This is a genomic window from Streptomyces sp. NPDC001852 (assembly GCF_042891825.1).
Lineage (GTDB): Bacteria > Actinomycetota > Actinomycetes > Streptomycetales > Streptomycetaceae > Streptomyces.
Genome location: NZ_JBIATN010000002.1, coordinates 487,558 through 512,475, shown reverse-complemented (window position 1 = coordinate 512,475; position 24,918 = coordinate 487,558). Strand labels below are relative to the sequence as shown.

General features: G+C 72.3%; 27 protein-coding genes. 14 read left to right on the top strand and 13 right to left on the bottom strand.

The features are described 5' to 3' along the window. Positions 1–158 precede the first annotated feature (158 nt). From ACFYZB_RS05130 to tyrS, 3 genes are read left to right on the top strand one after another with little or no spacing between them, the layout of a single operon-like run. Positions 159–1,682: a TldD/PmbA family protein gene (locus ACFYZB_RS05130; protein ID WP_388754474.1), complete on the top strand. Its 1,524-nt coding sequence runs from the start codon at positions 159–161 to the stop codon at positions 1,680–1,682. Then, entirely contained in the window at positions 1,679–3,073 is a 1,395-nt protein-coding gene (locus tag ACFYZB_RS05125) for a metallopeptidase TldD-related protein (protein ID WP_388754471.1), read from the top strand. Before ACFYZB_RS05130 ends, ACFYZB_RS05125 begins: the two co-directional genes overlap by 4 nt. A gap of 56 nt (positions 3,074–3,129) precedes the next feature. Further along, positions 3,130–4,398 carry a tyrosine--tRNA ligase gene (tyrS, locus tag ACFYZB_RS05120; protein WP_388754468.1) on the top strand — a complete coding sequence of 423 codons (1,269 nt, stop codon included), beginning with the start codon at positions 3,130–3,132 and terminating at the stop codon, positions 4,396–4,398. A 123-nt stretch (positions 4,399–4,521) separates the two neighbouring features. On the opposite strand, the gene ACFYZB_RS05115 is transcribed toward tyrS, so the two are convergent. Beyond that, positions 4,522–4,809 (bottom strand): GlsB/YeaQ/YmgE family stress response membrane protein, encoded by a 288-nt coding sequence (locus ACFYZB_RS05115; protein WP_388754466.1) that lies wholly within the window; start codon positions 4,807–4,809, stop codon positions 4,522–4,524. Between the two features lie 202 nt (positions 4,810–5,011). On the opposite strand from ACFYZB_RS05115, the gene ACFYZB_RS05110 reads away from it, so the two are divergent. Together ACFYZB_RS05110 and ACFYZB_RS05105 are read left to right on the top strand one after the other, a co-directional pair. Then, positions 5,012–5,386 (top strand): DUF3099 domain-containing protein, encoded by a 375-nt coding sequence (locus ACFYZB_RS05110; protein WP_351209527.1) that lies wholly within the window; start codon positions 5,012–5,014, stop codon positions 5,384–5,386. A gap of 195 nt (positions 5,387–5,581) precedes the next feature. Further along, entirely contained in the window at positions 5,582–5,800 is a 219-nt protein-coding gene (locus ACFYZB_RS05105) for a hypothetical protein (RefSeq protein WP_388754463.1), read from the top strand. A 7-nt stretch (positions 5,801–5,807) separates the two neighbouring features. On the opposite strand, the gene moaA is transcribed toward ACFYZB_RS05105, so the two are convergent. The 3 genes from moaA to ACFYZB_RS05090 form a co-directional block, all read right to left on the bottom strand. Continuing rightward, positions 5,808–6,797: a GTP 3',8-cyclase MoaA gene (moaA, locus tag ACFYZB_RS05100; RefSeq protein ID WP_388754459.1), complete on the bottom strand. Its 990-nt coding sequence runs from the start codon at positions 6,795–6,797 to the stop codon at positions 5,808–5,810. 155 nt (positions 6,798–6,952) lie between these two features. Continuing rightward, positions 6,953–8,572: a cation acetate symporter gene (locus ACFYZB_RS05095; protein WP_388754455.1), complete on the bottom strand. Its 1,620-nt coding sequence runs from the start codon at positions 8,570–8,572 to the stop codon at positions 6,953–6,955. Next, positions 8,569–8,925, bottom strand: a complete 357-nt coding sequence (locus ACFYZB_RS05090; protein ID WP_388754454.1) for a DUF485 domain-containing protein — start codon at positions 8,923–8,925, stop codon at positions 8,569–8,571. Before ACFYZB_RS05090 ends, ACFYZB_RS05095 begins: the two co-directional genes overlap by 4 nt. A 267-nt stretch (positions 8,926–9,192) precedes the next feature. Between ACFYZB_RS05090 and ACFYZB_RS05085 the strand changes: the two genes are divergently transcribed. From ACFYZB_RS05085 to ACFYZB_RS05075, 3 genes are all read left to right on the top strand, one after another. After that, on the top strand, positions 9,193–10,719 hold the full coding sequence (locus ACFYZB_RS05085) for a S8 family serine peptidase (RefSeq protein WP_388754452.1): 1,527 nt from the start codon (positions 9,193–9,195) through the stop codon (positions 10,717–10,719). 62 nt (positions 10,720–10,781) lie between these two features. Next, positions 10,782–12,158 carry a CoA transferase gene (locus tag ACFYZB_RS05080; protein ID WP_388754450.1) on the top strand — a complete coding sequence of 459 codons (1,377 nt, stop codon included), beginning with the start codon at positions 10,782–10,784 and terminating at the stop codon, positions 12,156–12,158. Between the two features lie 126 nt (positions 12,159–12,284). After that, a complete protein-coding gene (locus tag ACFYZB_RS05075; RefSeq protein WP_388754448.1) occupies positions 12,285–13,295 on the top strand; it encodes a CopD family protein in 1,011 nt (336 codons plus the stop codon). 4 nt (positions 13,296–13,299) lie between these two features. Here the strand turns inward: ACFYZB_RS05075 and ACFYZB_RS05070 are convergent, their stop codons facing one another. Continuing rightward, positions 13,300–14,349: a zinc-dependent alcohol dehydrogenase family protein gene (locus ACFYZB_RS05070; RefSeq protein ID WP_388754445.1), complete on the bottom strand. Its 1,050-nt coding sequence runs from the start codon at positions 14,347–14,349 to the stop codon at positions 13,300–13,302. Positions 14,350–14,498: 149 nt separating this feature from the next. Beyond that, entirely contained in the window at positions 14,499–15,209 is a 711-nt protein-coding gene (locus tag ACFYZB_RS05065) for a VIT family protein (protein ID WP_388754442.1), read from the bottom strand. A 448-nt stretch (positions 15,210–15,657) separates the two neighbouring features. Here ACFYZB_RS05065 and ACFYZB_RS05060 point away from each other — a divergent pair, with 448 nt between their 5' ends. The 5 genes from ACFYZB_RS05060 to ACFYZB_RS05040 all read left to right on the top strand — a co-directional run bounded on the left by ACFYZB_RS05060 (position 15,658) and on the right by ACFYZB_RS05040 (position 20,449). Then, a complete protein-coding gene (locus tag ACFYZB_RS05060; protein WP_351209509.1) occupies positions 15,658–16,650 on the top strand; it encodes a DEDDh family exonuclease in 993 nt (330 codons plus the stop codon). 112 nt (positions 16,651–16,762) lie between these two features. Next, positions 16,763–16,996, top strand: a complete 234-nt coding sequence (locus tag ACFYZB_RS05055) for a hypothetical protein (RefSeq protein WP_228623926.1) — start codon at positions 16,763–16,765, stop codon at positions 16,994–16,996. A 16-nt stretch (positions 16,997–17,012) separates the two neighbouring features. Further along, positions 17,013–17,840, top strand: coding sequence for an SURF1 family protein (locus tag ACFYZB_RS05050; RefSeq protein WP_388754439.1), 828 nt, complete (start codon positions 17,013–17,015; stop codon positions 17,838–17,840). Between the two features lie 63 nt (positions 17,841–17,903). Continuing rightward, positions 17,904–19,688, top strand: a complete 1,785-nt coding sequence (locus tag ACFYZB_RS05045) for a glycoside hydrolase family 15 protein (protein ID WP_388754437.1) — start codon at positions 17,904–17,906, stop codon at positions 19,686–19,688. 5 nt (positions 19,689–19,693) lie between these two features. Then, positions 19,694–20,449: an SDR family oxidoreductase gene (locus ACFYZB_RS05040; protein ID WP_388754434.1), complete on the top strand. Its 756-nt coding sequence runs from the start codon at positions 19,694–19,696 to the stop codon at positions 20,447–20,449. A gap of 13 nt (positions 20,450–20,462) precedes the next feature. Here the strand turns inward: ACFYZB_RS05040 and amaP are convergent, their stop codons facing one another. Genes amaP through ACFYZB_RS05015 form a run of 5 tightly spaced genes read right to left on the bottom strand, consistent with a single transcriptional unit; the run spans position 20,463 to position 22,726 of the window. Beyond that, on the bottom strand, positions 20,463–21,044 hold the full coding sequence (amaP, locus tag ACFYZB_RS05035; RefSeq protein ID WP_351209505.1) for an alkaline shock response membrane anchor protein AmaP: 582 nt from the start codon (positions 21,042–21,044) through the stop codon (positions 20,463–20,465). A 5-nt stretch (positions 21,045–21,049) separates the two neighbouring features. Beyond that, the gene (locus tag ACFYZB_RS05030; protein WP_388754432.1) at positions 21,050–21,664 is read right to left on the bottom strand and encodes a DUF6286 domain-containing protein; all 615 of its coding nucleotides are present in this window, start codon (positions 21,662–21,664) and stop codon (positions 21,050–21,052) included. Continuing rightward, positions 21,664–22,020: a hypothetical protein gene (locus ACFYZB_RS05025; protein ID WP_351209503.1), complete on the bottom strand. Its 357-nt coding sequence runs from the start codon at positions 22,018–22,020 to the stop codon at positions 21,664–21,666. Before ACFYZB_RS05025 ends, ACFYZB_RS05030 begins: the two co-directional genes overlap by 1 nt. 6 nt (positions 22,021–22,026) lie before the next feature. After that, the gene (locus tag ACFYZB_RS05020; RefSeq protein WP_388754430.1) at positions 22,027–22,209 is read right to left on the bottom strand and encodes a hypothetical protein; all 183 of its coding nucleotides are present in this window, start codon (positions 22,207–22,209) and stop codon (positions 22,027–22,029) included. Positions 22,210–22,255: 46 nt separating this feature from the next. After that, positions 22,256–22,726 carry an Asp23/Gls24 family envelope stress response protein gene (locus ACFYZB_RS05015; RefSeq protein WP_388754428.1) on the bottom strand — a complete coding sequence of 157 codons (471 nt, stop codon included), beginning with the start codon at positions 22,724–22,726 and terminating at the stop codon, positions 22,256–22,258. 97 nt (positions 22,727–22,823) lie between these two features. Here ACFYZB_RS05015 and ACFYZB_RS05010 point away from each other — a divergent pair, with 97 nt between their 5' ends. Continuing rightward, positions 22,824–23,546: a nucleopolyhedrovirus P10 family protein gene (locus tag ACFYZB_RS05010; RefSeq protein WP_388754425.1), complete on the top strand. Its 723-nt coding sequence runs from the start codon at positions 22,824–22,826 to the stop codon at positions 23,544–23,546. A gap of 39 nt (positions 23,547–23,585) precedes the next feature. Here ACFYZB_RS05010 and ACFYZB_RS05005 read toward each other — a convergent pair whose 3' ends face one another. Both ACFYZB_RS05005 and ACFYZB_RS05000 read right to left on the bottom strand, forming a co-directional pair. Beyond that, the gene (locus ACFYZB_RS05005) at positions 23,586–24,389 is read right to left on the bottom strand and encodes an enoyl-CoA hydratase/isomerase family protein (RefSeq protein WP_388754422.1); all 804 of its coding nucleotides are present in this window, start codon (positions 24,387–24,389) and stop codon (positions 23,586–23,588) included. Between the two features lie 161 nt (positions 24,390–24,550). Then, positions 24,551–24,772: a helix-turn-helix domain-containing protein gene (locus tag ACFYZB_RS05000; RefSeq protein ID WP_004002281.1), complete on the bottom strand. Its 222-nt coding sequence runs from the start codon at positions 24,770–24,772 to the stop codon at positions 24,551–24,553. Positions 24,773–24,918: the final 146 nt, after the last annotated feature.

Here is a 24,918-nt window from a genome sequence, read left to right as displayed (position 1 = left end):
TGAGCAAGCCTACTGCCCCGCTCGGACACCGCTGTCGCGGCTTTGGGGTGCAGCACCGCCGAAGCTCGGAGGTTCGGGATCTCCACTGAACGCGGCCGGTGAGACATGATTCACTGCCAGCGACTGTCCACCCCGGCGAGTCCCGAAGGGATCCCACCGTGCTCCATGAAATCGATCAGTCGTTTCTGGCGCTTCCCCTACGCGCCCTCGCCGACGCCGCGCTGGCACGCGCGCGTGCGCTCGGTGCCGAGCACGCGGACTTCCGGTTCGAGCGGGTGCGCAGCGCGTCCTGGCGGCTGCGGGACGCCAGGCCCGCCGGATCGTCGGACACCACCGACCTCGGCTACGCGGTGCGGGTCGTGCACGGCGGAACGTGGGGCTTCGCCTCCGGTGTGGACCTGACCATGGACGCGGCCGCCAAGGTGGCCTCGCAGGCGGTGGCCATGGCCAAGCTGTCCGCCCAGGTCATCAAGGCGGCGGGGTCCGACGAGCGGGTGGAGCTGGCCGACGAGCCGGTGCACGCCGACAGGACGTGGGTCTCGTCGTACGAGATCGACCCGTTCTCGGTGCCCGACGAGGAGAAGGTCGCGCTGCTCACGGAGTGGAGCACGCGGCTGCTGGCCGCGAACGGCGTCAACCACGTGGACGCCTCCCTGCTCACCGTGCACGAGAACAAGTTCTACGCCGACACCGCCGGGACCGTGACGACCCAGCAGCGGGTGCGGCTGCATCCGCAGCTGACCGCGGTGTCGGTCGACGACTCCAGCGGGGAGTTCGACTCCATGCGGACCATCGCCCCGCCCGTGGGGCGGGGCTGGGAGTACCTGACCGGCACCGGCTGGGACTGGGACGAGGAGCTGCAGCGGATCCCGGAGCTGCTCGCCGAGAAGATGCGGGCGCCGAGCGTGGAGCCGGGCCTGTACGACCTGGTGGTCGACCCGTCCAACCTGTGGCTGACCATCCACGAGTCCATCGGGCACGCCACGGAGCTCGACCGCGCGCTCGGCTACGAGGCCGCCTACGCCGGCACCTCCTTCGCCACCTTCGACCAGTTGGGCAAGCTGCGGTACGGCTCCGAGCTGATGAACGTCACCGGCGACCGCACCGCCGAGCACGGCCTCGCGACCGTCGGGTACGACGACGAGGGCGTCGAGGCGCAGTCCTGGGACCTGGTCAAGGACGGCACGCTGGTCGGCTACCAGCTGGACCGGCGGATCGCGCGGCTGACCGGGTTCGACCGGTCCAACGGGTGCGCGTTCGCCGACTCCCCCGCGCATGTGCCGGTGCAGCGCATGGCCAACGTCTCGCTCCGGCCGGACCCTGCGGGGCTGTCCACCGAGGGCCTGATCGGGAGCGTCGACCGGGGCATCTACGTGGTGGGCGACCGGTCCTGGTCGATCGACATGCAGCGGTACAACTTCCAGTTCACCGGGCAGCGCTTCTTCAAGATCGAGAACGGCCGGATCACCGGACAGCTGAAGGACGTCGCCTACCAGGCCACGACCACCGACTTCTGGGGGTCCATGGCGGCCGTCGGCGGCCCGCAGACCTACGTGCTCGGCGGCGCCTTCAACTGCGGCAAGGCCCAGCCGGGGCAGGTGGCCGCCGTGTCGCACGGGTGCCCCTCCGCCCTCTTCAAGGGCGTCAACATTCTGAACACCACGCAGGAGGCCGGTCGATGAGCGCCCGTACGAACAAGCCGCACGAGATCGTCGAGCAGGCGCTCGCGCTGTCCCGGGCCGACGGCTGTGTCGTCATCGCCGACGAGCACTCCACGGCCAACCTGCGCTGGGCGGGCAACGCGCTCACCACGAACGGCGTGACCCGCGGCCGTACGCTCACCGTGATCGCGACCGTGGACGGCAAGGAGGGCACGGCCTCCGGTGTCGTGTCGCGCTCGGCGGTCACGGCGGAGGAGCTGGAGCCGCTGGTGCGCGCCGCCGAGACCGCCGCGCGCGGTGCGGGGCCCGCCGAGGACGCGCAGCCGCTGGTCGGCGACGTGCCGCAGTCGCCGGACTTCGCGGACGCGCCCGCCGAGACCTCCTCCGCGGTGTTCGCCGACTTCGCCCCGGCGCTCGGCGAGGCGTTCGCACGCGCGCGTGCGGGTGGTCGTGAGCTGTACGGCTTCGCCAACCACGAGCTGGTGTCGACGTACCTGGGCACGTCCACCGGGCTGCGCCTCAGGCACGACCAGCCCACCGGCACGCTGGAGCTGAACGCCAAGTCGCCCGACCGCACGCGCTCGGCCTGGGCGGGCCGCGCCACACGGGACTTCAAGGACCTCGACCCCGGCGCGCTCGACGCGGAACTGGCCGTACAGCTCGGCTGGGCCGAGCGGCGCGTGGAGCTGCCCGCCGGCCGCTACGAGACGCTGCTGCCGCCCACGGCCGTCGCGGACCTGCTGATCTACCAGCTGTGGTCGGCGTCGGGGCGGGACGCGGCCGAGGGCCGGACGGTGTTCTCCAAGCCGGGCGGCGGCACGCGCGTCGGCGAGCGGCTGGCCGAACTGCCGCTGACCCTGCGCAGCGACCCGAACGAGCCGGGCCTGGAGTGCCCGCCCTTCGTGGTCGCCCACTCCTCCGGCGGGGACCAGTCCGTGTTCGACAACGGGCTGCCGACCCAGGCGACGGAGTGGATCAGCGAGGGCGTGCTCAGGCACCTGACCACCACCCGGCACAGCGCGGGCCTGACCGGGCTGCCGGTCGCCCCGGTGCTCGGGAACCTGATCCTGGACGGCGGGGACGGCCGCTCGCTCCCGGACATGGTCGCGGACACCGAGCGCGGGCTGCTGCTGACCTGCCTGTGGTACATCCGCGAGGTCGACCCGGCCACGCTGCTGCTCACGGGCCTGACCCGGGACGGCGTCTACCTCGTGGAGAACGGCGAGGTGACCGGGCAGGTGAACAACTTCCGGTTCAACGAGTCGCCGGTGGACCTGCTGCGGCGGGCCACGGAGGCGGGGCGCACGGAAAAGACGCTGCCGCGGGAGTGGAGCGACTGGTTCACCAGGGCCGCGATGCCCGCGCTGCGGATCCCGGATTTCAACATGAGCTCTGTCAGTCAGGGCGTATAACCTCGTAGGCGGCAGTCGATCGACCGCCCGAAGACCATCAAGGAGATACGAGAACCGTGACGGACATCGTCGACGAGCTGAAGTGGCGCGGGCTCATCGCCCTCTCCACGGACGAGGACGCACTGCGCAAGGCGTTCGCGGACGGCCCCGTCACGTTCTATTGCGGCTTCGACCCGACCGCGCCCAGCCTGCACCTCGGCAACCTCGTGCAGATCCTGACCATGCGCCGGATCCAGCAGGCGGGCAACCGCCCGCTGGGCCTGGTCGGGGGCGCCACCGGTCTGATCGGTGACCCGAAGCCGAACGCCGAGCGGACGCTGAACTCCCCGGAGGTCGTCGCCCAGTGGGTGGAGCGGCTGCGCGCGCAGATCGCCCCGCTGCTGGACTTCGAGGGCCCGAACGCAGCGGTCATGGTCAACAACCTGGACTGGACCCAGGGCATGTCGGCCATCGAGTTCCTGCGGGACATGGGCAAGCACTTCCGGGTCAACAAGATGATCGCCAAGGAGGCCGTCGCCCGGCGGCTCAACTCCGACGCCGGCATCAGCTACACCGAGTTCAGCTACCAGATCCTGCAGGGCATGGACTTCCTGGAGCTGTACCGGCGCTACGGCTGCACCCTGCAGACCGGCGGCAGCGACCAGTGGGGCAACCTGACCTCGGGCACGGACCTGATCCACCGGGTCGAGCCGCACGCGGTGGTGCACGCGCTCGGCACCCCGCTGATCACCAAGGCGGACGGCACCAAGTTCGGCAAGACCGAGTCCGGCACGGTGTGGCTCGACCCCGAGATGACGACGCCGTACGCGTTCTACCAGTTCTGGGTGAACGCGGACGACCGGGACATCTCGAAGTTCCTGCGCATCTTCAGCTTCAGGTCCCGTGAGGAGATCGAGGAGCTGGAGCGGCAGACGGAGGAGCGGCCGCAGGCCCGGGCCGCGCAGCGGGCGCTCGCCGAGGAGCTGACGACGCTGGTGCACGGCGCCGACCAGACGGCCGCGGTGATCGCCGCGAGCCGTGCCCTGTTCGGGCAGGGTGAGCTGGCGGAGCTGGACGGAGCGACGCTGGCCGCGGCACTGTCCGAGGTGCCGCACATCCAGGTCGCCGAGCTGGGTCCGGTGGTCGACCTGTTCGCCGAGGTGGGGCTGGTCGCCAGCAAGTCCGCTGCGCGGCGGACGGTGAAGGAGGGCGGGGCCTACGTGAACAACGTGAAGGTCGTCGCCGAGGACGCGGTGCCCTCGCCCGAGGATCTGCTGGACGGGCGGTGGCTGGTGCTGCGGCGGGGGAAGAAGAACCTTGCCGCGGTGGAGGTTGTTGCCGGGTAGCGCCGTAGGGGCGCGGGCGTCTGCGGAGTGCGGCTTTCGTCGTGGTCACTCGCGCCCCCGCGGCGGAGCCGCATGTCGATACAGCCCTGGGCCCCTTTGGGGGCGCCTCGGCCCAGGACGCTGTCAAGCTCCGACCCTCTCCTGTTTCCTCTTGCCCAGCGTCGCCATGTAGAGGGCGTCCACCGCGGCGACGATGATGATCGCGGCCACCAGCTGGAAGATGTGGCGGCTCCAGTCGACGCCGCGGGTCGAGGCGACGCCGACGGCGCGGGCGACCGCGTTGCCGACGATGGCGCCGAGCATGCCGCAGATGGTGGTCAGCCAGAGGGGGCTGTGCTGCTTGCCCGGGATGACCGCCTTGGCGATCACGCCCAGCACGAATCCCACGATGATCGCCCACAACCAGCCCATGGCTGCCTCCTCGTCCGGCTCGACGTGAGCATTACGGACAGTGTGGGTCGGTGCGCCGTACGGCGCATGTCGGGTTCACCCGTGCACGGCAGGGCCGGTGACGTCGCCGCAGGCAGTGGGCGCCCCGGTCTCGTGGCCGGTGCAGCCGCGGCGTAACGTAAGAAGGTCGGGCAGGGCCGATGCGGGCGGATGGTGGAATGTGATGCGGAAACAGCACGGCGGCAGCGTCCAGGTGTTCCGGATCACCGGGGCCCGGACGGGACTCGCCGAGGACGTACGGGGCCGGCAGCGCAGGTATGTCATCTCGATGACGATCCGCACGGTGTCGGTGATCCTCGCGGTCTCCCTGTGGAACGTCGAGCGGTACGTCGCCATCGTGGCGCTCGTCGCCGGAGCGCTGCTCCCCTATATCGCCGTGGTGATCGCGAACGCGGGCCGGGAGCGGCCGCCGTCGCTTCCCTCGACGTTCATCACCGCGCCGACGCGACCGATGATCACCCCGCCGCGGCCGGAGGAGGCACAGGCGGAATCCGTTCCGGGAGCTGAGCAGCCGGGACGCGGTGGGACGGCTGGATGAACGCGTGCCAAGCTCAAGAAAAGCTCAGATCAATCGTGTAGTTCCAGTGCCGGGCGACGGGGTAGCCGTGACATACTGCGTACGCGCTCCGCATCCCCCGTCGGAGCGACGGACCGACGCCGGGCAGCTCCCCCCGTGGCTGCTCGGCGTCGCCTTGTTGGGGCCACTTCTGTACGACGAACCCGAGACGAACCTGTGAGTGACGAGACGCCGATCTGCTCCGCCAAGGGCTGCCGTGCCGACGCCGTGTGGGTGCTGGCGTGGAACAACCCGAAGATCCACACGCCGGAGCGGCGTAAGACATGGCTCGCGTGTGAGGAGCATCGCGAGCATCTTGCGCAGTTCCTCGGGGTGCGGGGCTTCCTGAAGGACGTCGTGGAGTTCGCCGATTGGCAGGGTCCCGAGGGGGCCTGACCGTGGCCTAACCGCCGATCGCCGACATCGGCCGGTCCGGCTGCACGAACGACGGGTCGTCCAGTCCCGCTCCCGCCTTCTTGCCCCACATCGCCAGCTTCCAGATGCGGGCGATCTCCTCGTCCGGGGCACCGGAGCGCAGGGCTGCGCGCAGGTCGGTTTCCTCGGTGGCGAACAGACAGGTCCGTATCTGGCCGTCGGCCGTGAGGCGGGTGCGGTCGCAGGCCGCGCAGAATGGGCGGGTGACCGACGCGATGACGCCGACCCGGTGCGGGCCGCCGTTGACCAGCCAGCGCTCCGCCGGGGCCGAGCCGCGCGCGTCGGCGCCCTCGGGGATGAGGTCGAATCGGGTGCGCAGGGAGGCCAGGATGTCCCCGGCGGTGACCATGCCCTCGCGCTTCCAGCCGTGCTGGGCGTCCAGCGGCATCTGCTCGATGAACCGCAGTTCGTAGTCGTGCGCCACGGCCCAGGCCAGCAGGTCGGGGGCCTCGTCGTCGTTCAGCCCCGGCATCAGGACCGAGTTGACCTTGACGGGGGTCAGGCCGGCCTCGCGGGCGGCCTCGAGGCCTTCGAGGACGTCCTTGTGGCGGTCGCGGCGGGTCAGGGTCTTGAAGACGTCGGGGCGGAGCGTGTCCAGGGAGACGTTGACCCGGTCCAGGCCGGCCGCCTTGAGCGCGGTCGCGGTGCGCTTGAGTCCGATGCCGTTGGTGGTGAGGGAGGTCTGCGGGCGGGGGGCGAGGTCCGCTACGCGCTCGACGATGCCGACCAGGCCGGGGCGCAGCAGCGGCTCGCCACCGGTGAAGCGGACCTCCTCGATGCCGAGCATGCGCACGGCGATGTCGACGAGGCGGACGATCTCGTCGTCGGTGAGCAGGTCGGGCTTGGCCAGCCACTGCAGGCCCTCCTCGGGCATGCAGTACGTGCAGCGCAGGTTGCACCGGTCCGTCAGCGAGACCCTCAGGTCGGTGGCCACCCGGCCGTAGGTGTCGATGAGCACGTGGGCCCCCTCCCTCGATCCCGGATCACTCATTTTCCGTCACCTGCGAGCCTACGTGACACCACTGACAACGACAGCGGCCCGATCCGACGAGGTACGACACGGCCGCGTCGTAGGACCGTACAGCCCCGCACGACGCGGCCGTCGTACGCATCTCAGTGTGCTCCGGTGCCGGTCAGGGACCGCACCTCCAGTTCGGCGTACTTGCCGGCGTCCGGGGCCTCCTTGGACAGCAGGGTGCCCACGACGCCGAGCAGGAACCCGACCGGGATGGAGATGATGCCGGGGTTCTCCAGCGGGAACCAGTGGAAGTCGACGCCGGGGAACATCGAGGCCGGGCTCCCGGAGACGACCGGGGAGAACAGCACCAGGCCCACCGCGGTGACCAGACCGCCGTAGATCGACCACAGGGCGCCCGAGGTGGTGAACCGCTTCCAGAACAGGCTGTAGAGGATGGTCGGCAGGTTGGCGGAGGCCGCGACCGCGAAGGCGAGGGCGACCAGGCCGGCCACGTTCAGGTCACGGGCCAGGGCGCCGAGGACGATCGAGACCGCGCCGATGCCGACGGTCGCCCAGCGGGCCGCGCCGACCTCCTGCCGCTCGGTGGCCTGCCCCTTCTTGATGACGTTGGCGTAGATGTCGTGGGCGAAGGAGGACGACGAGGCCAGGGTGAGGCCGGCGACGACGGCCAGGATCGTGGCGAAGGCGACGGCCGAGATGGTGGCGAGCAGGATGGCGCCCCCGTCGGAGTCGACGCCGCCCAAGTGCAGCGCCAGGAGGGGTGCCGCGGTGTTGCCCGCCTTGTTCGAGGCGGTGATCTCGCCCGGTTTGATCAGCGCGGCGGCGCCGAAGCCGAGGGCCAGGGTCATCAGGTAGAAGGCGCCGATCAGGCCGATCGCCCAGATGACCGACTTACGGGCGGCCTTGGCCGTGGGCACGGTGTAGAAACGGATCAGGATGTGCGGCAGGCCCGCGGTGCCGAGGACCAGGGCGAGGCCGAGCGAGATGAAGTCCAGCTTGGTGGTTCCGGTGGCGCCGTACTTCAGGCCCGGCTCCAGGAACGCCGCGCCCTTGCCGCTGTTGTCGGCGGCCTTGCCGAGCAGGTCGGAGACGTTGAAGTGGAACTTCAGCAGGACCAGGAAGGTCAGCAGCAGGGCGCCGGCGATCAGCAGGACCGCCTTGACCATCTGCACCCAGGTGGTGCCCTTCATGCCGCCGATGGTGACGTAGACGATCATCAGGACGCCGACCAGGGCGACGATGCCGATCTTGCCTCCGTCGCTGGTGATGCCGAGCAGGAGCGAGACGAGGACGCCGGCGCCCGCCATCTGGGCCAGCAGGTAGAAGATCGAGACCACGATCGTGGAGACGCCGGCGGCCGTGCGGACCGGGCGCTGGCGCATGCGGTAGGCCAGCACGTCGCCCATGGTGTACCGGCCGGAGTTGCGCAGGGGTTCGGCGACCAGGAGCAGGGCGACGAGCCAGGCGACGAGGAAGCCGATGGAGTACAGGAAGCCGTCGTAGCCGAACAGGGCGATGGCGCCGGCGATGCCGAGGAAGGACGCGGCGGACATGTAGTCGCCGGAGACGGCGAGGCCGTTCTGGAAGCTCGTGAACTGGCGCCCGCCGGCGTAGAAGTCGGCGGCGTCCTTGGTCTGGCGGCCCGCCCAGACGGTGATGACGAGGGTGGCGGCGACGAACACCGCGAACAGGGTGGTGATCAGCGTCCGGTGCTGGCTCGCCTCGCCGGCGGCCAAGGTGATCGCGGGGCTCATGCGCCGCCCTCCATCCGGGACTTGATGGCCTCCGCCTTGGGGTCGAGCTCGGTGGCGGCGTGCCGGGCGTACCACCAGGCGATGAGGAAGGTGGTGAGGAACTGGGCGAGGCCCAGGACGAGGGCCACGTTGATGTTTCCGGCCACCTTGGTGCCCATGAAGCCGCCCGCGTAGTTGGAGAGCAGCACGTACAGCAGGTACCAGGCGGTGAAGGCGATGGCCAGCGGGAAGGCGAACGAGCGGTGGGCGCGGCGCAGTTCGCCGAACTCCGCGCTCTGCTGCACCTCGGCGAACTCCTCGGTGGAGGGAAGTGGGGCCCCCGGTGTGGCGGGGGGCGGTGTCTCGGTGGCCACGGGGTCTCCTCGCGTTGCGGAAGCGATGACGAACGGGGAGCTCGATCGTGCTGGCGCTCCCTGCCCAAGGTCCACGGCGCCACGCGAGGACCGGTTCAAGTCCTATGAGTTGTTTCGCAAGTGGTCTTGTCGAGCCATTGCCAAGTCATTGCCGAGCGGTGAGCCGTGGGGTTAGCGTCTGCCTGCACCACGTGTCATGTACCTGCACCGTCCGCACCGCCCCCGCGCGCCTCGGGCGGTTCTGTATCCGGGTGAAGTGGAGATCCCATGGTTCATCTGCGTTCCAGACGCAGCCTCGCGCTCGCCGTGCCCGTCGTGCTGTCGCTGACCGCCTCGCTCGGCTTCCTGCCGGCGCCGGCCTCGGCTGCCTCCGGTGCGGCCGGTGCGGTGCGCGCGGCGGACGGGCAGAACCTCTCGTACGTGGTCAACACGCGTACGGATCACCGCACGTTCGAGTCCGTGCAGAGGGAGATCCTCCGCAACGGCGGCTCGGTCGTGGTCGGTTACGACAGGATCGGTGTGATCGTCGCCCACTCCGCGAACCCGGACTTCGCCGCGCGGATGCGCACGGTGCGCGGGGTGGACTCGGCGGGTGCCACGCGGAACGCGCCGCTGCCCGCCCAGTCCACGACCGACGTCGGCACGCCGCAGGTGCTCGGCGCCGAGCAGGTCGCCGAGGCCGGCGCGCGGGCGACGGCGGGGCAGGACCCGCTGGAGCCGCTGCAGTGGGACCTGCCGGCCATCAAGGCGGACAAGGCGCACGAGAAGACGCTGGGCAGCCCGGACGTCACGGTCGCGGTCGTCGACACCGGGGTGGACGACACGCACCCGGACATCGCGCCCAACTTCGACCGGGCGGCCTCGGTCAACTGCGTGTCCGGCAAGCCCGACACGACGGACGGCGCCTGGCGGCCGAGCGCGTCGGAGAGCCCGCACGGCACGCACGTGGCCGGTGAGATCGCGGGTGCCAAGAACGGCGTCGGCATCACGGGCGTGGCGCCGGGGGTCAGGGTGGCCGGCATCAAGGTCGCGAATCCGAACGGGTACTTCTACACCGAGGCCGTGGTCTGCGGATTCGTGTGGGCGGCCGAGCACCACGTCGACGTGACCAACAACAGCTATTACACCGACCCTTGGTACTTCAACTGCACCACCGATCCTGACCAGAGGGCCCTGGTGGACGCCATCACCCGGGCCTCGCAGTACGCGGAGAAGAAGGGCACGGTCAACGTCGCGGCGGCGGGCAACGAGAACTACGACCTCGCGTCCGACGCGATCACCGACCCGGTCTCCCCGAACGACGGCACCCCGTCGGACCGCGTCATCGACCCGCACGCCTGCTACGACATACCGACCCAGCTGCCGGGTGTCGTGACGGTCGCGGCGACGGGCGCGAAGGGCCTGAAGTCGTCCTTCTCCAACTACGGCCTCGGGGTGATCGACATCGCCGCGCCCGGCGGCGACTCGACCGCCTACCAGAAGCCGGAGCCCCCGGCGACCAGCGGTCTCATCCTGGGCCCGCTGCCGGGCGGCAAGTGGGGCTACATGGCCGGTACGTCGATGGCGACGCCGCATGTCGCGGGGGTTGCCGCATTGATCAAGTCAACCCATCCGCACGCCCCGGCCTCCCTGGTCAAGGCGCTGCTGTACGCGGAGGCCGACGCCACGCCGTGCACGGATCCGTACGACATCAACGGTGACGGCAAGGTCGACGCGGTGTGCGAGGGGACGCGGAACCACAACGGCTTCTACGGTCACGGCACGGCGGACGCGCTGGCCGCGGTGACCTGGTAGGACCGACCGCCATATCTTGATTCAGTCAACAGTGCATTGAGTCAATAATGCATAGTACAGTCATGACTGCTATCAAGTTCGCCTGGTCCGCGCTGGGCGGTGATCCCGCCCACCTCGCGCGGCTCACCAGCGTGGTGCGGGAGGGCGCGCTCGAGGCGCGCCTTCCCGTACGGGAGCTCGCCCGCGCCTGTGTCGGCGCCTGTGCGCTGGCCGCCGCGGAACTGGCGGCCCGCCGTGCCGGGCTCGCCGAGGTGCCCGGCGTCCGGGTCGACGACGGCGCCGTGGCGGCCGCCTTCCACAGTGAACGGCACCTGCTGGTCGACGGCCGGGCACCGGCCGTCTTCGCGCCCCTGTCGCGGTTCTGGCGGACGGCCGACGGCTGGGTGCGCACCCACGCCAACTACCCGCACCACCGGGCCCGGTTGCTCGGCGCGCTGGACCTGCCGGCCGACGCCTCCGTGGAGACGGTGGCCGCCCGACTCGCCGAGTGCTCGGCGCCGGCCGTCGAGGAGGCGGTCCACGGCGCCGGCGGCCTCGCGGTGGCCCTGCGCACCCCGAAGGAGTGGCAGGCGCACGAGCAGGCCGCCGAGGTGGCCGCTCGGCCGCTCGTGGAGCGCGAGCGGCCGACCACGGCACCCGCGCGCGTGCTCGCGCCGCTGGACCCGGCGGCCGCTCCCGTGCTGCCCGCCGCCGGACTGCGCGTGCTGGACCTGACCCGGGTCCTCGCCGGCCCGGTCGCCACCCGCACCCTCGCCCTGCTCGGCGCGCAGGTGCTCAGGCTGGACGCCCCCTGGCTGCCCGAACTCCCCGACCAGCACGCCGACACGGGCTTCGGGAAGCACTCGGCGACGCTCGACCTCACCGCCGGCCGCGCCACCTTCGAGGAACTGCTGGCCACGGCCGACGTGGTGGTCACCGGCTACCGGCCGGGCGCCCTCGACCGGTTCGGGCTCGCACCGGAGGCCCTGTTCGCGCGCCGTCCCGGGCTGGTCGTGGCGCAGGTCTCGGCGTGGGGTGCGTACGGCCCCTGGGGCGGGCGGCGCGGCTTCGACAGCCTGGTGCAGGTCGCGACCGGCATCGCCGCGACCGAGGGCTCGGCAGAGGAGCCCGGCGCACTGCCCGCGCAGGCACTGGACCACGGCACCGGCTACCTCCTGGCGGCGGCCGTACTACGCGCGCTGACCGAGCAGTCGTACGAGGGGGGTGGCCGGTTCGTACGGCTGGCGCTGGCCCGGACCGCGCGCTGGCTGACCGACGGAATCCGGCCGGCCCACGCCACGGGTGCGCCGTACGAGGGCCCGGACGCCTGGCTGGCCGAGACGGACAGCCCCCTCGGCCGGCTGCGGTACGCACTGCCGCCGGTGTCCTTCACGGGCGGCCCCGCCGACTGGGCGCGGCCTGCGGTGCCGTGGGGGTCGGACAGCGCCCGCTGGCGATGAGCACGGGAGTGGCCGGAAACAATTGAGCGCACGGGCGGCCGGAAACGTACGTATGCATGGAATGACGAACTTCCAGTTGTTTTCCGCTACTTGCCCGGTTCTGCGGCGGCTGGCGAAGATCACGGGATGAGCTTGCCACGACCGACCGCCGAGGCGACCGGCGAAGAGGGCCCCGCCCGGCGGTCCGGCACCGGCCGGGCCGTCGCTCTCCTGATCCTCGTGACGCTGGGCGCCCTGATCCCCCTGTTCGGTCCGTCGGCCGCGCTGCACGGCACCGGGGAGGCCGCCGCACCGGGGGCCGGCGGCATCGGGCTGCTGCGCGCGGTGCTCTTCGCCGCCCTGAGCGTGCCCCTCGGCGAGCTGTTCGTGCACCGCCTCGCCCGGCGCCTGCCCGGTGTCCCGCCCGAACGGCCGTGCAGCTGGGCGCCGTTCGCAGCCACCGCCGGTTTCGTCGCCGCACTGGCGCTCGCCTCGGTGGTGTCCGCCGGCAATCTGGTCCCGCACCGCCTCGGCCAGATCGACGTCGGCGGCCTGTACGGCTCCCGCGACGGCCGGCTGGCCCTGCTGGAGGTCAACGCCTTTGCGCTGGCGGCCCTGTGCGCGTTCCTGCGCCGTCCGGCGGCCCAGGTGTGGCCGCTGGCCGCGGTGGTGGTCGCGGAGGCGTTGCGCGCCCACCCCACGACCGAGCAGAACCCGCCGGCCGGCTCGGGCCTGACGCTGGTGCACCTGACGTGCGCGGCGCTGTGGGCGGGCGGTCTGCTGCACACCCTGCGGCTCGTCAGGCACTGGCGCGGCGATCCGGCCGGGGCCGCGCTGCTCGGCCGCTACGCGCGCGTGGCGGCCGTTCTGCTCGCGGCCATCACCGCGACGGGCGTGTGCAGTGCGCTGCGCCGCATGCCGTCGGCCACGATCCTGGACCAGCTGACGACGACGGCGTACGGACGCACCCTGCTGGCCAAGGTGATCCTGGTCGCCGCCGTCGCGCTGCTCGCCCTGTGGGCGCGGATCCGGCTGCGCCGCGCCGCCGACCCGCTGGCCGCGTGCGCGCCCGCGCGGGCCGAGGTGGTCGTCCTGGGCGCGGTCGTCGCGGTCTCGGGGCTGCTCACCGCCCTGCCGCTGCCGATCCGCTGGAGCTAGCGGGTCACCGGCCGCCCGTGACCAGGACCTTGAGGGCGGTACGCGCGTCCATCGCCTTGTAGCCCTCGGGCACGCCCTCGATGTCGACGGTCATGTCGAACACCGGCGAGGGGTCGATCGTGCCGTCCAGGACGTCGGGGAGCAGGTCCGGGATGTAGGCGCGGACCGGGGCGACGCCGCCGCGCAGGGCGATGTTCCGGTCGAACATGACGCCGAGGTCCAGGCCGGTGCCGCTGCCGTGCGGCACACCCACGAAGCCGATCGCGCCGCCGTCGCGGGTGATGCCGACGGCCGTACGCATGGACTGTTCCGTGCCGACGGCCTCGACGACGGCGTGCGCGCCCTGACCGCGGGTGAGCTCACGGACGGCCTCGACGGCCGCGTCCCCGCGCTCGGCGACGACGTCGGTGGCCCCGAAGCGGCGCGCGATGTCGGTGCGGACCTCGTGCCGGCCGAGCGCGATGATCCGCTCGGCGCCCAGCCGCTTGGCGGCCAGCACCGCGCACAGGCCGACCGCGCCGTCACCGACGACGGCGACCGTGGCGCCGGGGCGGGCGCCCGCGCCGAGGGCGGCGTGGTGGCCGGTGCCGAGGACGTCGGAGAGGGTCAGCAGGGCGGACAGCAGGTGGTCGTCGGAGGCGGCGTCCTTGGGCAGCTGGACGAGGGTGCCGTCGGCGAACGGCACGCGGACGGCCTCGCCCTGGCCGCCGTCGTAGCCGACGGAGCCCCAGAAGCCGCCGTGCTCGCAGGAGGTCGTCAGCCCCTCGCGGCAGTAGTCGCAGACGCCGTCGGACCACATGAAGGGCGCGACCACCAGGTCACCGCGCCGGACCGCGCTCACCTCGGAGCCGGTCTCCTCGACGATCCCGAGGAACTCGTGTCCGATGCGCTGCCCCGGCTGCCGGGCCGCCTCGCCCCGGTAGGCCCACAGGTCGCTGCCGCAGATGCAGGCGCGCAGCACCCGCACCACGGCGTCGGTGGGCAGTTGCACCACGGGCTCGGGGACGTCCTCCACGCGCATGTCGTACGGGGCGTGGATGGTGGTGGCGCGCATGGCGAGGGTCCTTCTCGTGCGGGTCGGTGCGAGGCGCTCAGGGGGTGGTCGAGCGCACCTCACGGTACGCGGTCACCGGCCCGGCCCACGCGCCCAGGGCCCCGGCGTGGTCGGGCTCCCGCCGCGCCCCGGGGTCCCCGACGGGCGTGTCAGACGCCCGCCGCGCCCAGCAGGCGGCCCGCCGCGTAGGTGACCGCCATCGCCAGCGCCCCGCCCACCACGTTGCGCAGCACCGCGCGTTTCGGGTCGGCCGCGCCGAGCCGGGCGCTCGTCCAGCCGGTGAGGACGAGCGCGGCCAGGACGGAGACGACGGTCACGCCCAGCCGCCAGCCGGCCGGGGGCAGGACGATGGCCAGCAGTGGCAGCAGCGCGCCCACGGTGAAGGCCAGGAAGCTCGCCCAGGCCGCGTGCCAGGGGTTGGTCAGGTCCTCCGGGTCGATACCGAGCTCCACGCGCGCGTGGGCCTTGAGCGGGTCTCGCGCGGTGAGCTGTTCGGCGGCCTCCCGGGCCACCTCGTGGGACAGTCCGCGTTCCTCCAGCAGCGTGGTCAGCTCCTCGAGCTCGGCCTCCGGCTGCTCGCGCAGTTCCCGTTTCTCCACGGCCAGCGCGGCCATCTCGGAGTCGCGCTGGGTGGAGACGGAGACGTACTCGCCGGCCGCCATCGACATCGACCCGGCGAGCAGGCCGGCCAGACCGGCGGTGAGCAGGGCGGACCGGCTCTGGGTCGCGCCGGCCACGCCGACGACGATGCCCGCGGTGGAGACGATGCCGTCGTTCGCGCCGAGCACCGCGGCCCGCAGCCAGTTCAGCCGCGAGCCGAGCGCGCCCCCATGGGCCTCTTCGTGGGTTGGTTCGGTCACAGGACCGAGGATGGCACCTTCACGGCCCCGGGACCCGTACGACGCACCTCGTCCCTCACCGCACCCGAAGCCGACGCCCTCCGTACGCGAGTCCAGGACGGCCTCCTCCAAGTGAATCGACCCCATCACCCTCGTGAACGTGGTGATTCCCGCCTGCCCCACCGCGTGCGGCGGCGAGGCTTCGGGTGGGGTCCCGCTGCACAACGCCTGCGGTGCGACAGCTCCTTCGCCGGCTCAGTGGGCGGTGCTCCGCTGCCGATCGACCGGGTAAAGACACGCGTACAGGCGAGAGTTGGGGCGTGGTCGTGTCGCGCGAGACCTGCGCCGGTAAACCGACGGACACAGGGCGAGCACACGTATACGAGGCCCGAACGCCGGGGCGACCCTGGGGGCGGCGGACAGCCCTGACGGCCGGGACTGTCAGTCGTGGCCCGTATCCTCAGTGACCATGCTCGAAGACCGTGCGACCGCAGTGTCGTCCCCCACCCAGTGGCCGGCCGCGTATCCGAAGGGATACGCGGTCGTTGACGTGGAGACCACCGGCCTGGCCCGGGACGACCGGATCATCTCGGCGGCCGTCTACCGGCTGGACGAGCGCGGCGAGGTCGAGGACCACTGGTACACGCTGGTCAACCCGGAGCGCGATCCGGGACCGGTGTGGATACACGGTCTGACGAGCGAGGTACTCGAAGGGGCGCCGCTCTTCGCCGACATCGCCGAGGAGTTCGCGGCCCGGCTGGACGGCCGGGTGCTGGTCGCGCACAACGCCGTCTTCGACTGGCAGATGATCGCGCGGGAGTACGCGCGCGCGAAGCGTGAGGCGCCGGTGCGTCAGCGGCTGTGCACCATCGCGCTGTCGAAGGAACTGGGGCTGCCGCTGCCCAACTTCAAGCTGGAGTCGCTGGCGGCGCACTACGGCGTCGTACAGCAGCGGGCGCACCACGCGCTGGACGACGCGCGCGTGCTGGCTGAGGCCTTCCGGCCGAGCCTGCGGGCCGCGGCGGCGGGCGGTGTCCGGCTGCCGCTGCTGGAGTGCCGGCCGCTGACGGAGTGGTCGGACCGTCCGGTGCCCCGGCAGTCGACCGGTGAGCAGGGTGGCTACGGCGGCTACCGGCCGACCAGTTGGCGCCCCTCCCGCAGAAGGCCCGCATGCCCCTATCCCAACCCGGGGCGCTACGAAGACGGCAAACACCTCAAACAGGGCATGCGGGTGGCGTTCTCCGGAGACACCTCCGTCGACCGCGAGCTGCTGGAGGACCGGGCCACCGACGCCGGTCTGCACGTGGCGTCCAGCATCTCCCGGCTGACCAGCCTGCTGGTGACCAACGACCCCGACTCGGGCACGTCCAAGGTGGTCAAGGCACGGCAGTTCGGTACGCCGATCGTCGACGAGGCCGCGTTCGGGCAGCTGCTGCGGGACGTCGAGCCGGCCGACGAGTGACGACACGGAACATCACACCAGACCGATAGGAAATCGTACAAACGGGTGGTTGCCGGGCGACTCACCCTGCGGCCGCTCGCCCGCCCGGCGACGACGGCCCACCCTGTGGCGCATGGCTAAATGCGAAGTCTGCGGCAATGACTACGGAATGAGCTTCGAGGTCCACGCACAGGGCGCGGTGCACGTCTTCGACTGCTTCTCCTGTGCGATCCACCGGATGGCCCCCATCTGCGAGCACTGCCGGGTGCAGATCATCGGCCAGGGTGTGGAGGCCGACGGCCGGTTCTACTGCGGGGCCCACTGCGCCCGCGCCGAGGGAAAGGTGGGAATCGTCGACCGGGTGTGACCCGGTACCCGCCCGAATGCACCCCGCGGCTCGGAGGTACCGTCGTGGGGTGCACCGCTACCGCTTCCTGTTGTCCCGCCAGTGGGTCATCCTCACCCTTGTCGCGATCGCGCTGATCCCGACGATGATCAGGCTGGGCTTCTGGCAGAAGCACCGCTACGAGGAGCGCACCGCCCGCAACGACCTGGTCTCCTCCGCGCTGCACGCGAGGCCGGTCCCGGTCGAGCAGCTGGCCTCCCCCGGGCACGCCGTGACCCGCACCGAGAAGTACCGCACGGTCACCGCGACCGGCACCTTCGACACCGCCAGGGAGGAAGTGGTCCGGCGCCGGACCAACTCCGACGGCGAGGTCGGCTTCCACGTGCTCACCCCGTTCGTCCTCACCGACGGCAGGGTCCTGCTGGTCAACCGCGGCTGGATCCCCGCGAACGGCGCCCAGACCGCCTTCCCGAAGATCCCCGCCCCGCCGTCCGGCCGCACCACCGTCACCGGGCGGCTGATGGCCGACGAGACGACCGCGGCGAGCGGCATCAAGAACGTCCAGGGCCTCCCCGCCCGGCAGATCATGCTGATCAACAGCGCGCAGGAAGCGCACCGGCTCGGCGCGCAGGTGCTCGGCGGCTATGTCGAGCAGACGGCGCCCACGCCCAAGGACGGCCCGGAGCAGATCTCCGACCCCGGCAGCGAGGACGCCCCGCTGAACTACGCGTACATGATCCAGTGGTGGCTGTTCGCCGCGGGCGTCCCGGTCGGCTGGTGGTTCCTGGTCCGCCGGGAGCTCCGCGACCAGGAGGAGGCCGCGGCGGAGGCGAAGCCGGAGGAGAGCGCACCCGCCCCGGTATGACCGCCGTCACTCCCCCGGCGCACCACCTGATTGGCCCTCTGGTCCGCCGGGAAACCGGATCCCGTGAACGCGCGCATCGAGGACTACGCACTCATCGGTGACGAGCAGACCGCCGCGCTGGTCGGCAAGGACGGCTCGATCGACTGGCTGTCCTTCCCCCGCTTCGACTCCGGCGCCTGCTTCGCCCGGCTGCTGGGCGACGCGGACCACGGCTACTGGCGGATCGCCCCCACGGGAGCGGACACCTGCGCGCGCCGCGCCTACCGGCCCGACACCCTCGTCCTCGACACCGAGTGGGAGACCGCCGACGGCACGGTCCGGGTCACCGACCTGATGCCGCAGCGCGACCGCGCCCCCGACGTCGTACGCATCGTCGAGGGCGTCAGCGGCCGGGTCACCGTCCGCAGCACCCTGCGGCTGCGCTTCGACTACGGCTCGATCATGCCGTGGGTGCGCCGCGCGGACGGGCACCGGGTGGCCGTCGCGGGCCCGGACTCGGTCTGGCTGCGCTCCGAGCCCGCCGTGCACACCTGGGGCGAGGACTTCGGCACCCACTCGGAGTTCACCGTCGCCGAGGGCGAGCGGGTCGCTTTCGTGCTCACCTGGCACCCCTCGCACGAAGACCGCCCGCCGCTCAACGACCCCTGCGAGGGCCTGGAGACCAGCATCGCCGACTGGCAGCGCTGGGCCCGGCAGTGCCGCTACCAGGGGCCCTACCGGGACGCGGTCGTCCGCTCCCTGATCACCCTCAAGGCCCTCACCTACGTGCCGACCGGCGGGATCGTGGCCGCGGCGACCACCTCGCTGCCGGAGAAGCCGGGCGGGGTGCGCAACTGGGACTACCGGTACTGCTGGCTGCGCGACTCCACCCTCACCCTCGGCGCGCTGCTCCAGGTCGGCTATCACGACGAGGCCTCGGCCTGGCGCGACTGGCTGCTGCGCGCGGTCGCGGGCGACCCGGCCGACCTGCAGATCATGTACGGCGTCGCGGGCGAGCGGCGGCTGCCGGAGATGGAGCTGGACTGGCTGCCCGGCTTCGGCGACTCCGCCCCCGTACGCATCGGCAACGGTGCGGTCGAGCAGCTCCAGCTCGACGTGTACGGCGAGGTGATGGACTCGCTGGCCCTGGCCCGCAGCTCGGGTCTGCCCCCGCGACCGCACATGTGGGCGATGCAGCGCGCCCTGATGGGCTTCCTGAAGTCGGCATGGCGGCAGCCGGACGAGGGCCTGTGGGAGGTGCGCGGCGGCCGGCAGCAGTTCGTGCACTCCAAGGTGATGGTGTGGGTGGCGGCCGACCGGGCCGTGAAGACGCTGGAGGAGTACAAGGACCTCAAGGGCGACCTGGAGGGCTGGCGCAGCCTCCGCGACGAGGTCCACCAGGAGGTGTGCAAGAAGGGCTACGACCCCGAGCGCAACACCTTCACCCAGTACTACGGCTCCCGCGAGCTCGACGCGGCGCTGCTGCTCATCCCGCGCGTCGGCTTCCTGCCGCCCGACGACCCGCGGGTGGTCGGCACGGTCGACGCGATCCGCGACGACCTCGGGCACGGCGGCTTCCTGCGCCGGTACGACACCGAGGACTCGGTGATCGACGGGCTGCCGAGCGGCGAGGGCGCCTTCCTCGCCTGCTCGTTCTGGCTGGCCGACGCCCTGTACCTGACCGGCCGGAAGGACGAGGCGCGAGAGCTGTTCGACCGACTGGTGGGCCTGGTCAACGACGTCGGGCTGCTGGCCGAGGAGTACGACCCCGTCGACGGCCGTCAGCTGGGCAACTTCCCGCAGGCCTTCAGTCACATCGCGCTGGTGAACACCGCCCTCACCCTCTTCGGGGACGACCGGGCAGGATAGGGGCCATGGATCTTGGACTGAAGGACCGGGTGTACGTCGTCACCGGGGCGACCCGCGGGCTGGGCAACGCCGCCGCGCGGGAACTCGTCGCCGACGGGGCGAAGGTCGTGATCAGCGGCCGGGACGAGAAGCGGGTGGCCGACGCCGCCGCCGAACTGGGCCCGAACGCGGTGGGCGTGGCCGTGGACAACGCCGACCCCGAGGCACCGGAGCGGCTGATCGCGGCCGCCCGTGACGCCTTCGGCGCGTTCCACGGCGTGCTGGTGAGCGTGGGCGGGCCGGCGCCGGGGTTCGTCGCGGACAACACCGACGAGCAGTGGCGGGGCGCGTTCGAGTCGGTGTTCCTCGGTGCAGTGCGGCTCGCGCGGGCGGCGGCCGCCGAGCTGGAGGAGGGCGGTGTCATCGGGTTCGTGCTGTCGGGGTCGGTACACGAGCCGATTCCGGGGCTGACCATCTCCAACGGGCTGCGGCCCGGCCTGGCCGGGTTCGCCAAGTCGCTCGCGGACGAGCTGGGGCCGCGCGGGATCCGGGTGCTGGGGCTGCTGCCGGCGCGCATCGACACCGATCGCGTGCGCGAGCTGGACGCGTTGTCCGCCGACCCGGAGGCCACCCGGGCCGCGAACGAGTCCCGGATTCCGCTCAGGAGGTACGGGAAGCCGGAGGAGTTCGGCCGGGTCGCGGCGTTCCTGCTGTCTCCGGCGGCCTCCTATCTGAGCGGGGTCATGGTGCCCGTGGACGGGGGCATGCGGCACGGGTTCTGAGGTGTGCGGGTGGTCAAGTGACCCGTTCCGCACGGTGCTTGACCGCCCGCAGCCGTACCTCCGCCGGAAGCGAGGGCAGGCGGGCCGAGCGGCGGGCGCGGGTCAGGGCCCCGGCCGCGAACTCGTCCAGGGCCGTTGCCGGGTCCACGTGCGGTTCCAGTCGCAGCCACACCCGCGCCCCCGGTGCCGTACGGCGGCCCCGCAGGAGGATCTCCGCGTGCGCCACGCCCTCCTGCCGCACGGCGTCCTGGGCCAGGGCCGACTCCAGGGCCCTGGCGCGCAGGAGGGCGGACTCGTCGTCGCCGGTGTCGATCAGGATCTCGGCCAGCCGGCGGCGGCGCAGGACCGCCGTGAGCCACCACAGGGTGAGCAGGACGACGAGGGCCAGGCCGGCGACGACCGTCGGCCACCACCAGCCGGTGGCCCGCCAGTGGGTGCGCTCGGCCTTCGTGAGCAGGACGTCGTGCGGGCCGGTGTGGATCCACCAGGAGGGCGGCGGCGCCCCCAGGCCGACAGCCAGCACCGCGCCGCCGAGCACGAGCAGGAGCAGGCCGACGAGGGCCAGCAGGACCCGGTTGAGGCCACCGCCGCGCATCGTCCTCACCCCTTCCGCCCGGGCCGGGACACGTGCAGCGAGAGCCTGGGCGGCCGGGTCAGACCGAGGCCCCGGATCGCGTCCGTGAGCACGGTGTCCAGGTCGGCACGTACGTCGTCCAGGTCACGGAAGTGCGCGACGGCGCGCACGTCGGCCTTCGTGCGGCTCATCCGCACCCGGGCCGACCGGATCCCGGACACGTCCATGACCCGGTCGCGGAGCAGGAGCGCCGCCGCGTCGCGCCCGAGTGCGGCGCGGACCTCGGGGTGCGGGCGCCGCATGGGCAGCAGTCCGCGCAGGCCGGGAGTGACCGCGAGGGCGATCAGCCACAGGCCCAGGGCGACGGCGACGGCGGCGCCGGTCAGCACCCAGGGGTCGTCCAGGGGCCGTTCGGCCAGTTGCCCGGCGAGGGCGCGGCGCCAGTGCATCGCGGGGTGGTGGGCGCGCACGGCGGCGATGTCGTAGAGCAGCAGGCCGGCGCCGGCCAGCAGCAGGAGCGCGACGACGGCGGCCGGGACGCGGCGCGGCGACCAGAAGCGGCCGCTGCCCTCGGCGGGGGCGGGCGGGACGGTACCGGGGTCCTTCTCGAGGGTCGGGGTGGCCGGCTGTGACTCGCTCATCACGCCCTCCCGTGCGGTTCCGGGTGCAGCCGTTCGACGTGGACGGCGACCTCGGGCACCGCCATGTCCACCAACGCGCCTACCCGCTCGGCGACATGGCGACGCACGGCGGCGCAGTGGGCGCCGATGTCGCAGGGATAGCCGAGTTCGAGATGGACGCTCGCGCGGACTGTCTCCTGGTGGACGACGACCGTGGCGCGCGGCGCGGCCGCGTCCGCGGGCGGCGGCGGCAGCGCCTCGCGGGCGGCCTGCGTGGCGATCTTCGCCACGACGCGGTCGGCGATCCGGGTGGCGCCGCGCTCGCCCGGCGGCACGAGGGCCGACGGGGGGTACGCCACGCCGGTCTCGGCACTCACCTTCGGTCACCGCCGTCGGTCGCGGGTGCGGAAGAAGTCACCCAGGTCCAGGTCACCCTCCGCGAACCGGCCGACGACGAACCCGACCGCGCCCAGGGCCGCCACCAGCAGGAAGGCACCGAAGCCGCCGAAGTACCCGGCGAAGCCCAGCGCCATCCCGGCGATCATGCCGACCACGGCCATGCTCATGGAACGCTCCTCAGCTCGTCGGGCGTGCAGGGTCCGGCACCGGGTCTCACTGGATCCGGGGCTCCGGTTCCTCTTCCTCTTCCTCGGGCAGCTTGACGTCGCTCACCGCGATGTTGACCTCGACCACCTCGAGACCGGTCATGCGTTCCACGGCGGCGATCACGTTCTCCCGCACGGCGCGGGCGACATCGGTGATCGAGACGCCGTAGTCCACGACGATCTCCAGGTCGAGCGCGGTCTGCACCTCGCCGACCTCGGCCTTCACGCCTCGGGTGACGGACTTGGAGCCGCCGGGAACCCGGTCGCGCACGGCGCCGAAGGTGCGGGCCAGGCCGCCGCCCAGGGCGTGGACGCCGACCACGTCCCGGGCCGCGAGACCGGCGATCTTCACCACGACGCCGTCGGCGATGGTCGTCCGTCCACGGGTGGCCGGATCGCCGCCGCCGCGCCGGGTCGTCCTGCGGGTCGAAACCTGTGCCCCCTGGTCGCCCTCGGGGGTCGTCGTCATGTCGGTCATCGCGGTACGTCCCTTTCGGTCGTCCCCTTCGATCGTCCTCCATCCACCGTATGCAAGGTTCCCCGCCTGCGCGCCGGGGATACGGCAGGCTGGAGGAATGACGGCGGACCGGTGGACGGAAATGGTGCGGCGCCAGGTCGGGCTGGGCAGGCTGCTGCCGCTCGGCGGGCCACTCGACGGCGCCTGGATCGCGGAGAGCGCGGCCGCGGCGGTGCTGGAGCGCGCGGCGGCGGAGGGGACGCCCGGGGTGCGGGTCGGCACACTGCGGCTCGCGGTGGCCGATCCGGAAGAGGCGCCCGAGCCCGTCGTACCGGCTCCGCCGAGCGCGCTGCCGCCGGGCCCGCTGCGGCTGACGGCGGACTTCGCCGCGACGGCCGCCGAGCCGCTGCCGGCGGTGGCGTCCAGGCTGCGGCTGACGCTGGCGACGGCCGCGACGGAGCGGCTCGGGCTCGTCGTGACGGAGGTGGACCTGCGCGTCACCGAGCTGCTGGATACGGCGGAACCGGCCGCGCGGGTGCGTGCTCCGCAGCCGGTGCCCGCGCGGGAGCCCACCGACCCGGACGAGGTCCGGGTGACCGGTGCCGCGCTGTCCGTCCCGGGGGTCACCGGGCTGACGGGTTCCCTGGGCGGTCTCGGCCGGGCGGTGCACCTGGAGCAGCGCCCGGCCGGTACGGCGCTGCCGCACCGGCATGTGCGCGTGGAGCTGACGGCCGGCGCGGACCGCCGGGCCGTCGAGGTGGCCCGGCAGGTGCGTGCGGCCGTGCGGGATGCGCTGGAGGACCGGCCGACGGTGGCGGTGTTGATCACGGCGGTCGGTTGACGGGCCCCTGAGGGGCCCCGGTGCCGCCGTGCCTCCCGACTACTCGCCGAGACCGGCCAGATCCCGGAGTCGGCGTGCCTGGGCAGCCCGCTCCACCGCACGCTGCTCGTCGTACGTACGGTCCACCGCACCGCGCAGCAACGCCTTGGTCTCGACCACGGCGTCCCGCGGCGCGGCCAGCAGCGCGGCCGCCAAGTCCCCTGCGGCCGCATCGAGTTCAGCGGCCGGTACGGCGACGTTGGCCAGCCCGGACGCCACGGACTCCGCCGCGCCGACGAACCGTCCGGTCGCGCAGATCTCGAGCGCGCGGGCGTACCCGACGAGACCGACCAGCGGGTGCGTGCCGGTCAGGTCGGGAACGAGGCCGAGGCTGGTCTCGCGCATGGCGAACTGCACGTCGTCCGCGACGACCCGCAGGTCGCACGCGAGCGCGAGCTGGAAGCCGGCCCCGATGGCGTGCCCCTGCACGGCGGCGATGGACACGATGTCGTTCCGCCTCCACCAGGTGAACGCCTCCTGGAACTCGGCGATGCTCGCGTCGAGCCCGGCGTCGTCACGGCGCGCGAGCTCGATGAAGGTCGGCTCGCCCGGGATCCCCTCCGGGGTGAACATCTGCCGGTCCAGCCCGGCGGAGAAGGATTTGCCCTCGCCGCGCAGCACGACGACGCGGACGGAGCCCGGCAGCAGCCGCCCGGCCTCGGTGAGCGCCCGCCACAGGGCGGGGCTCTGCGCGTTGCGCTTGTCCGGGTTGGTCAGCGTCACCGTGGCGAGCGCGTCGTCGACGGTGAGCCGTACGCCGTCCTTGTCGAGTACAGGAATGAGGTCCTGGTCGGGCGAAGCCATGGGGCGCCTCCGATGAGTGCGGTCATCACGCAGTGCCGTTACGGCATGCTAAGTGACTGCACAGTAACCACCCGGCCGATCCGGCGGTCCCCCGGGCCCCTCAAGGACCCAGGGGGAGGCCGGCCGGGTGGCCACCGTCGAAGACGATGGGCCGCCCGGAGTCAGGACGATGCGGCCTTTTTGCCCCGGGTCGCTCCGCCACGCCCACGAAGCGTGACGCCCGACTCACTGAGCATCCGGTGTACGAAGCCATACGAGCGGCCGGTCTCCTCGGCCAGCGCCCGGATGCTCGCACCGGAGTCGTACTTCTTCTTCAGGTCTGCCGCGAGCTTGTCGCGCGCGGCGCCGGTCACCCGGCTGCCCTTCTTCAGAGTCTCGGCCACCCGTGCCTCCTCATGGGAAGTGCGCTCTGGTCTCCTCATGATCACCCCTCCCGGGCCTGATGGCCACCCATTCGGCAAGGTCCGTGAGACATCGTTGTGACGACAGGAGTGGATCCCCACAAGCGGAATCAAGGATTCCAAGGGGT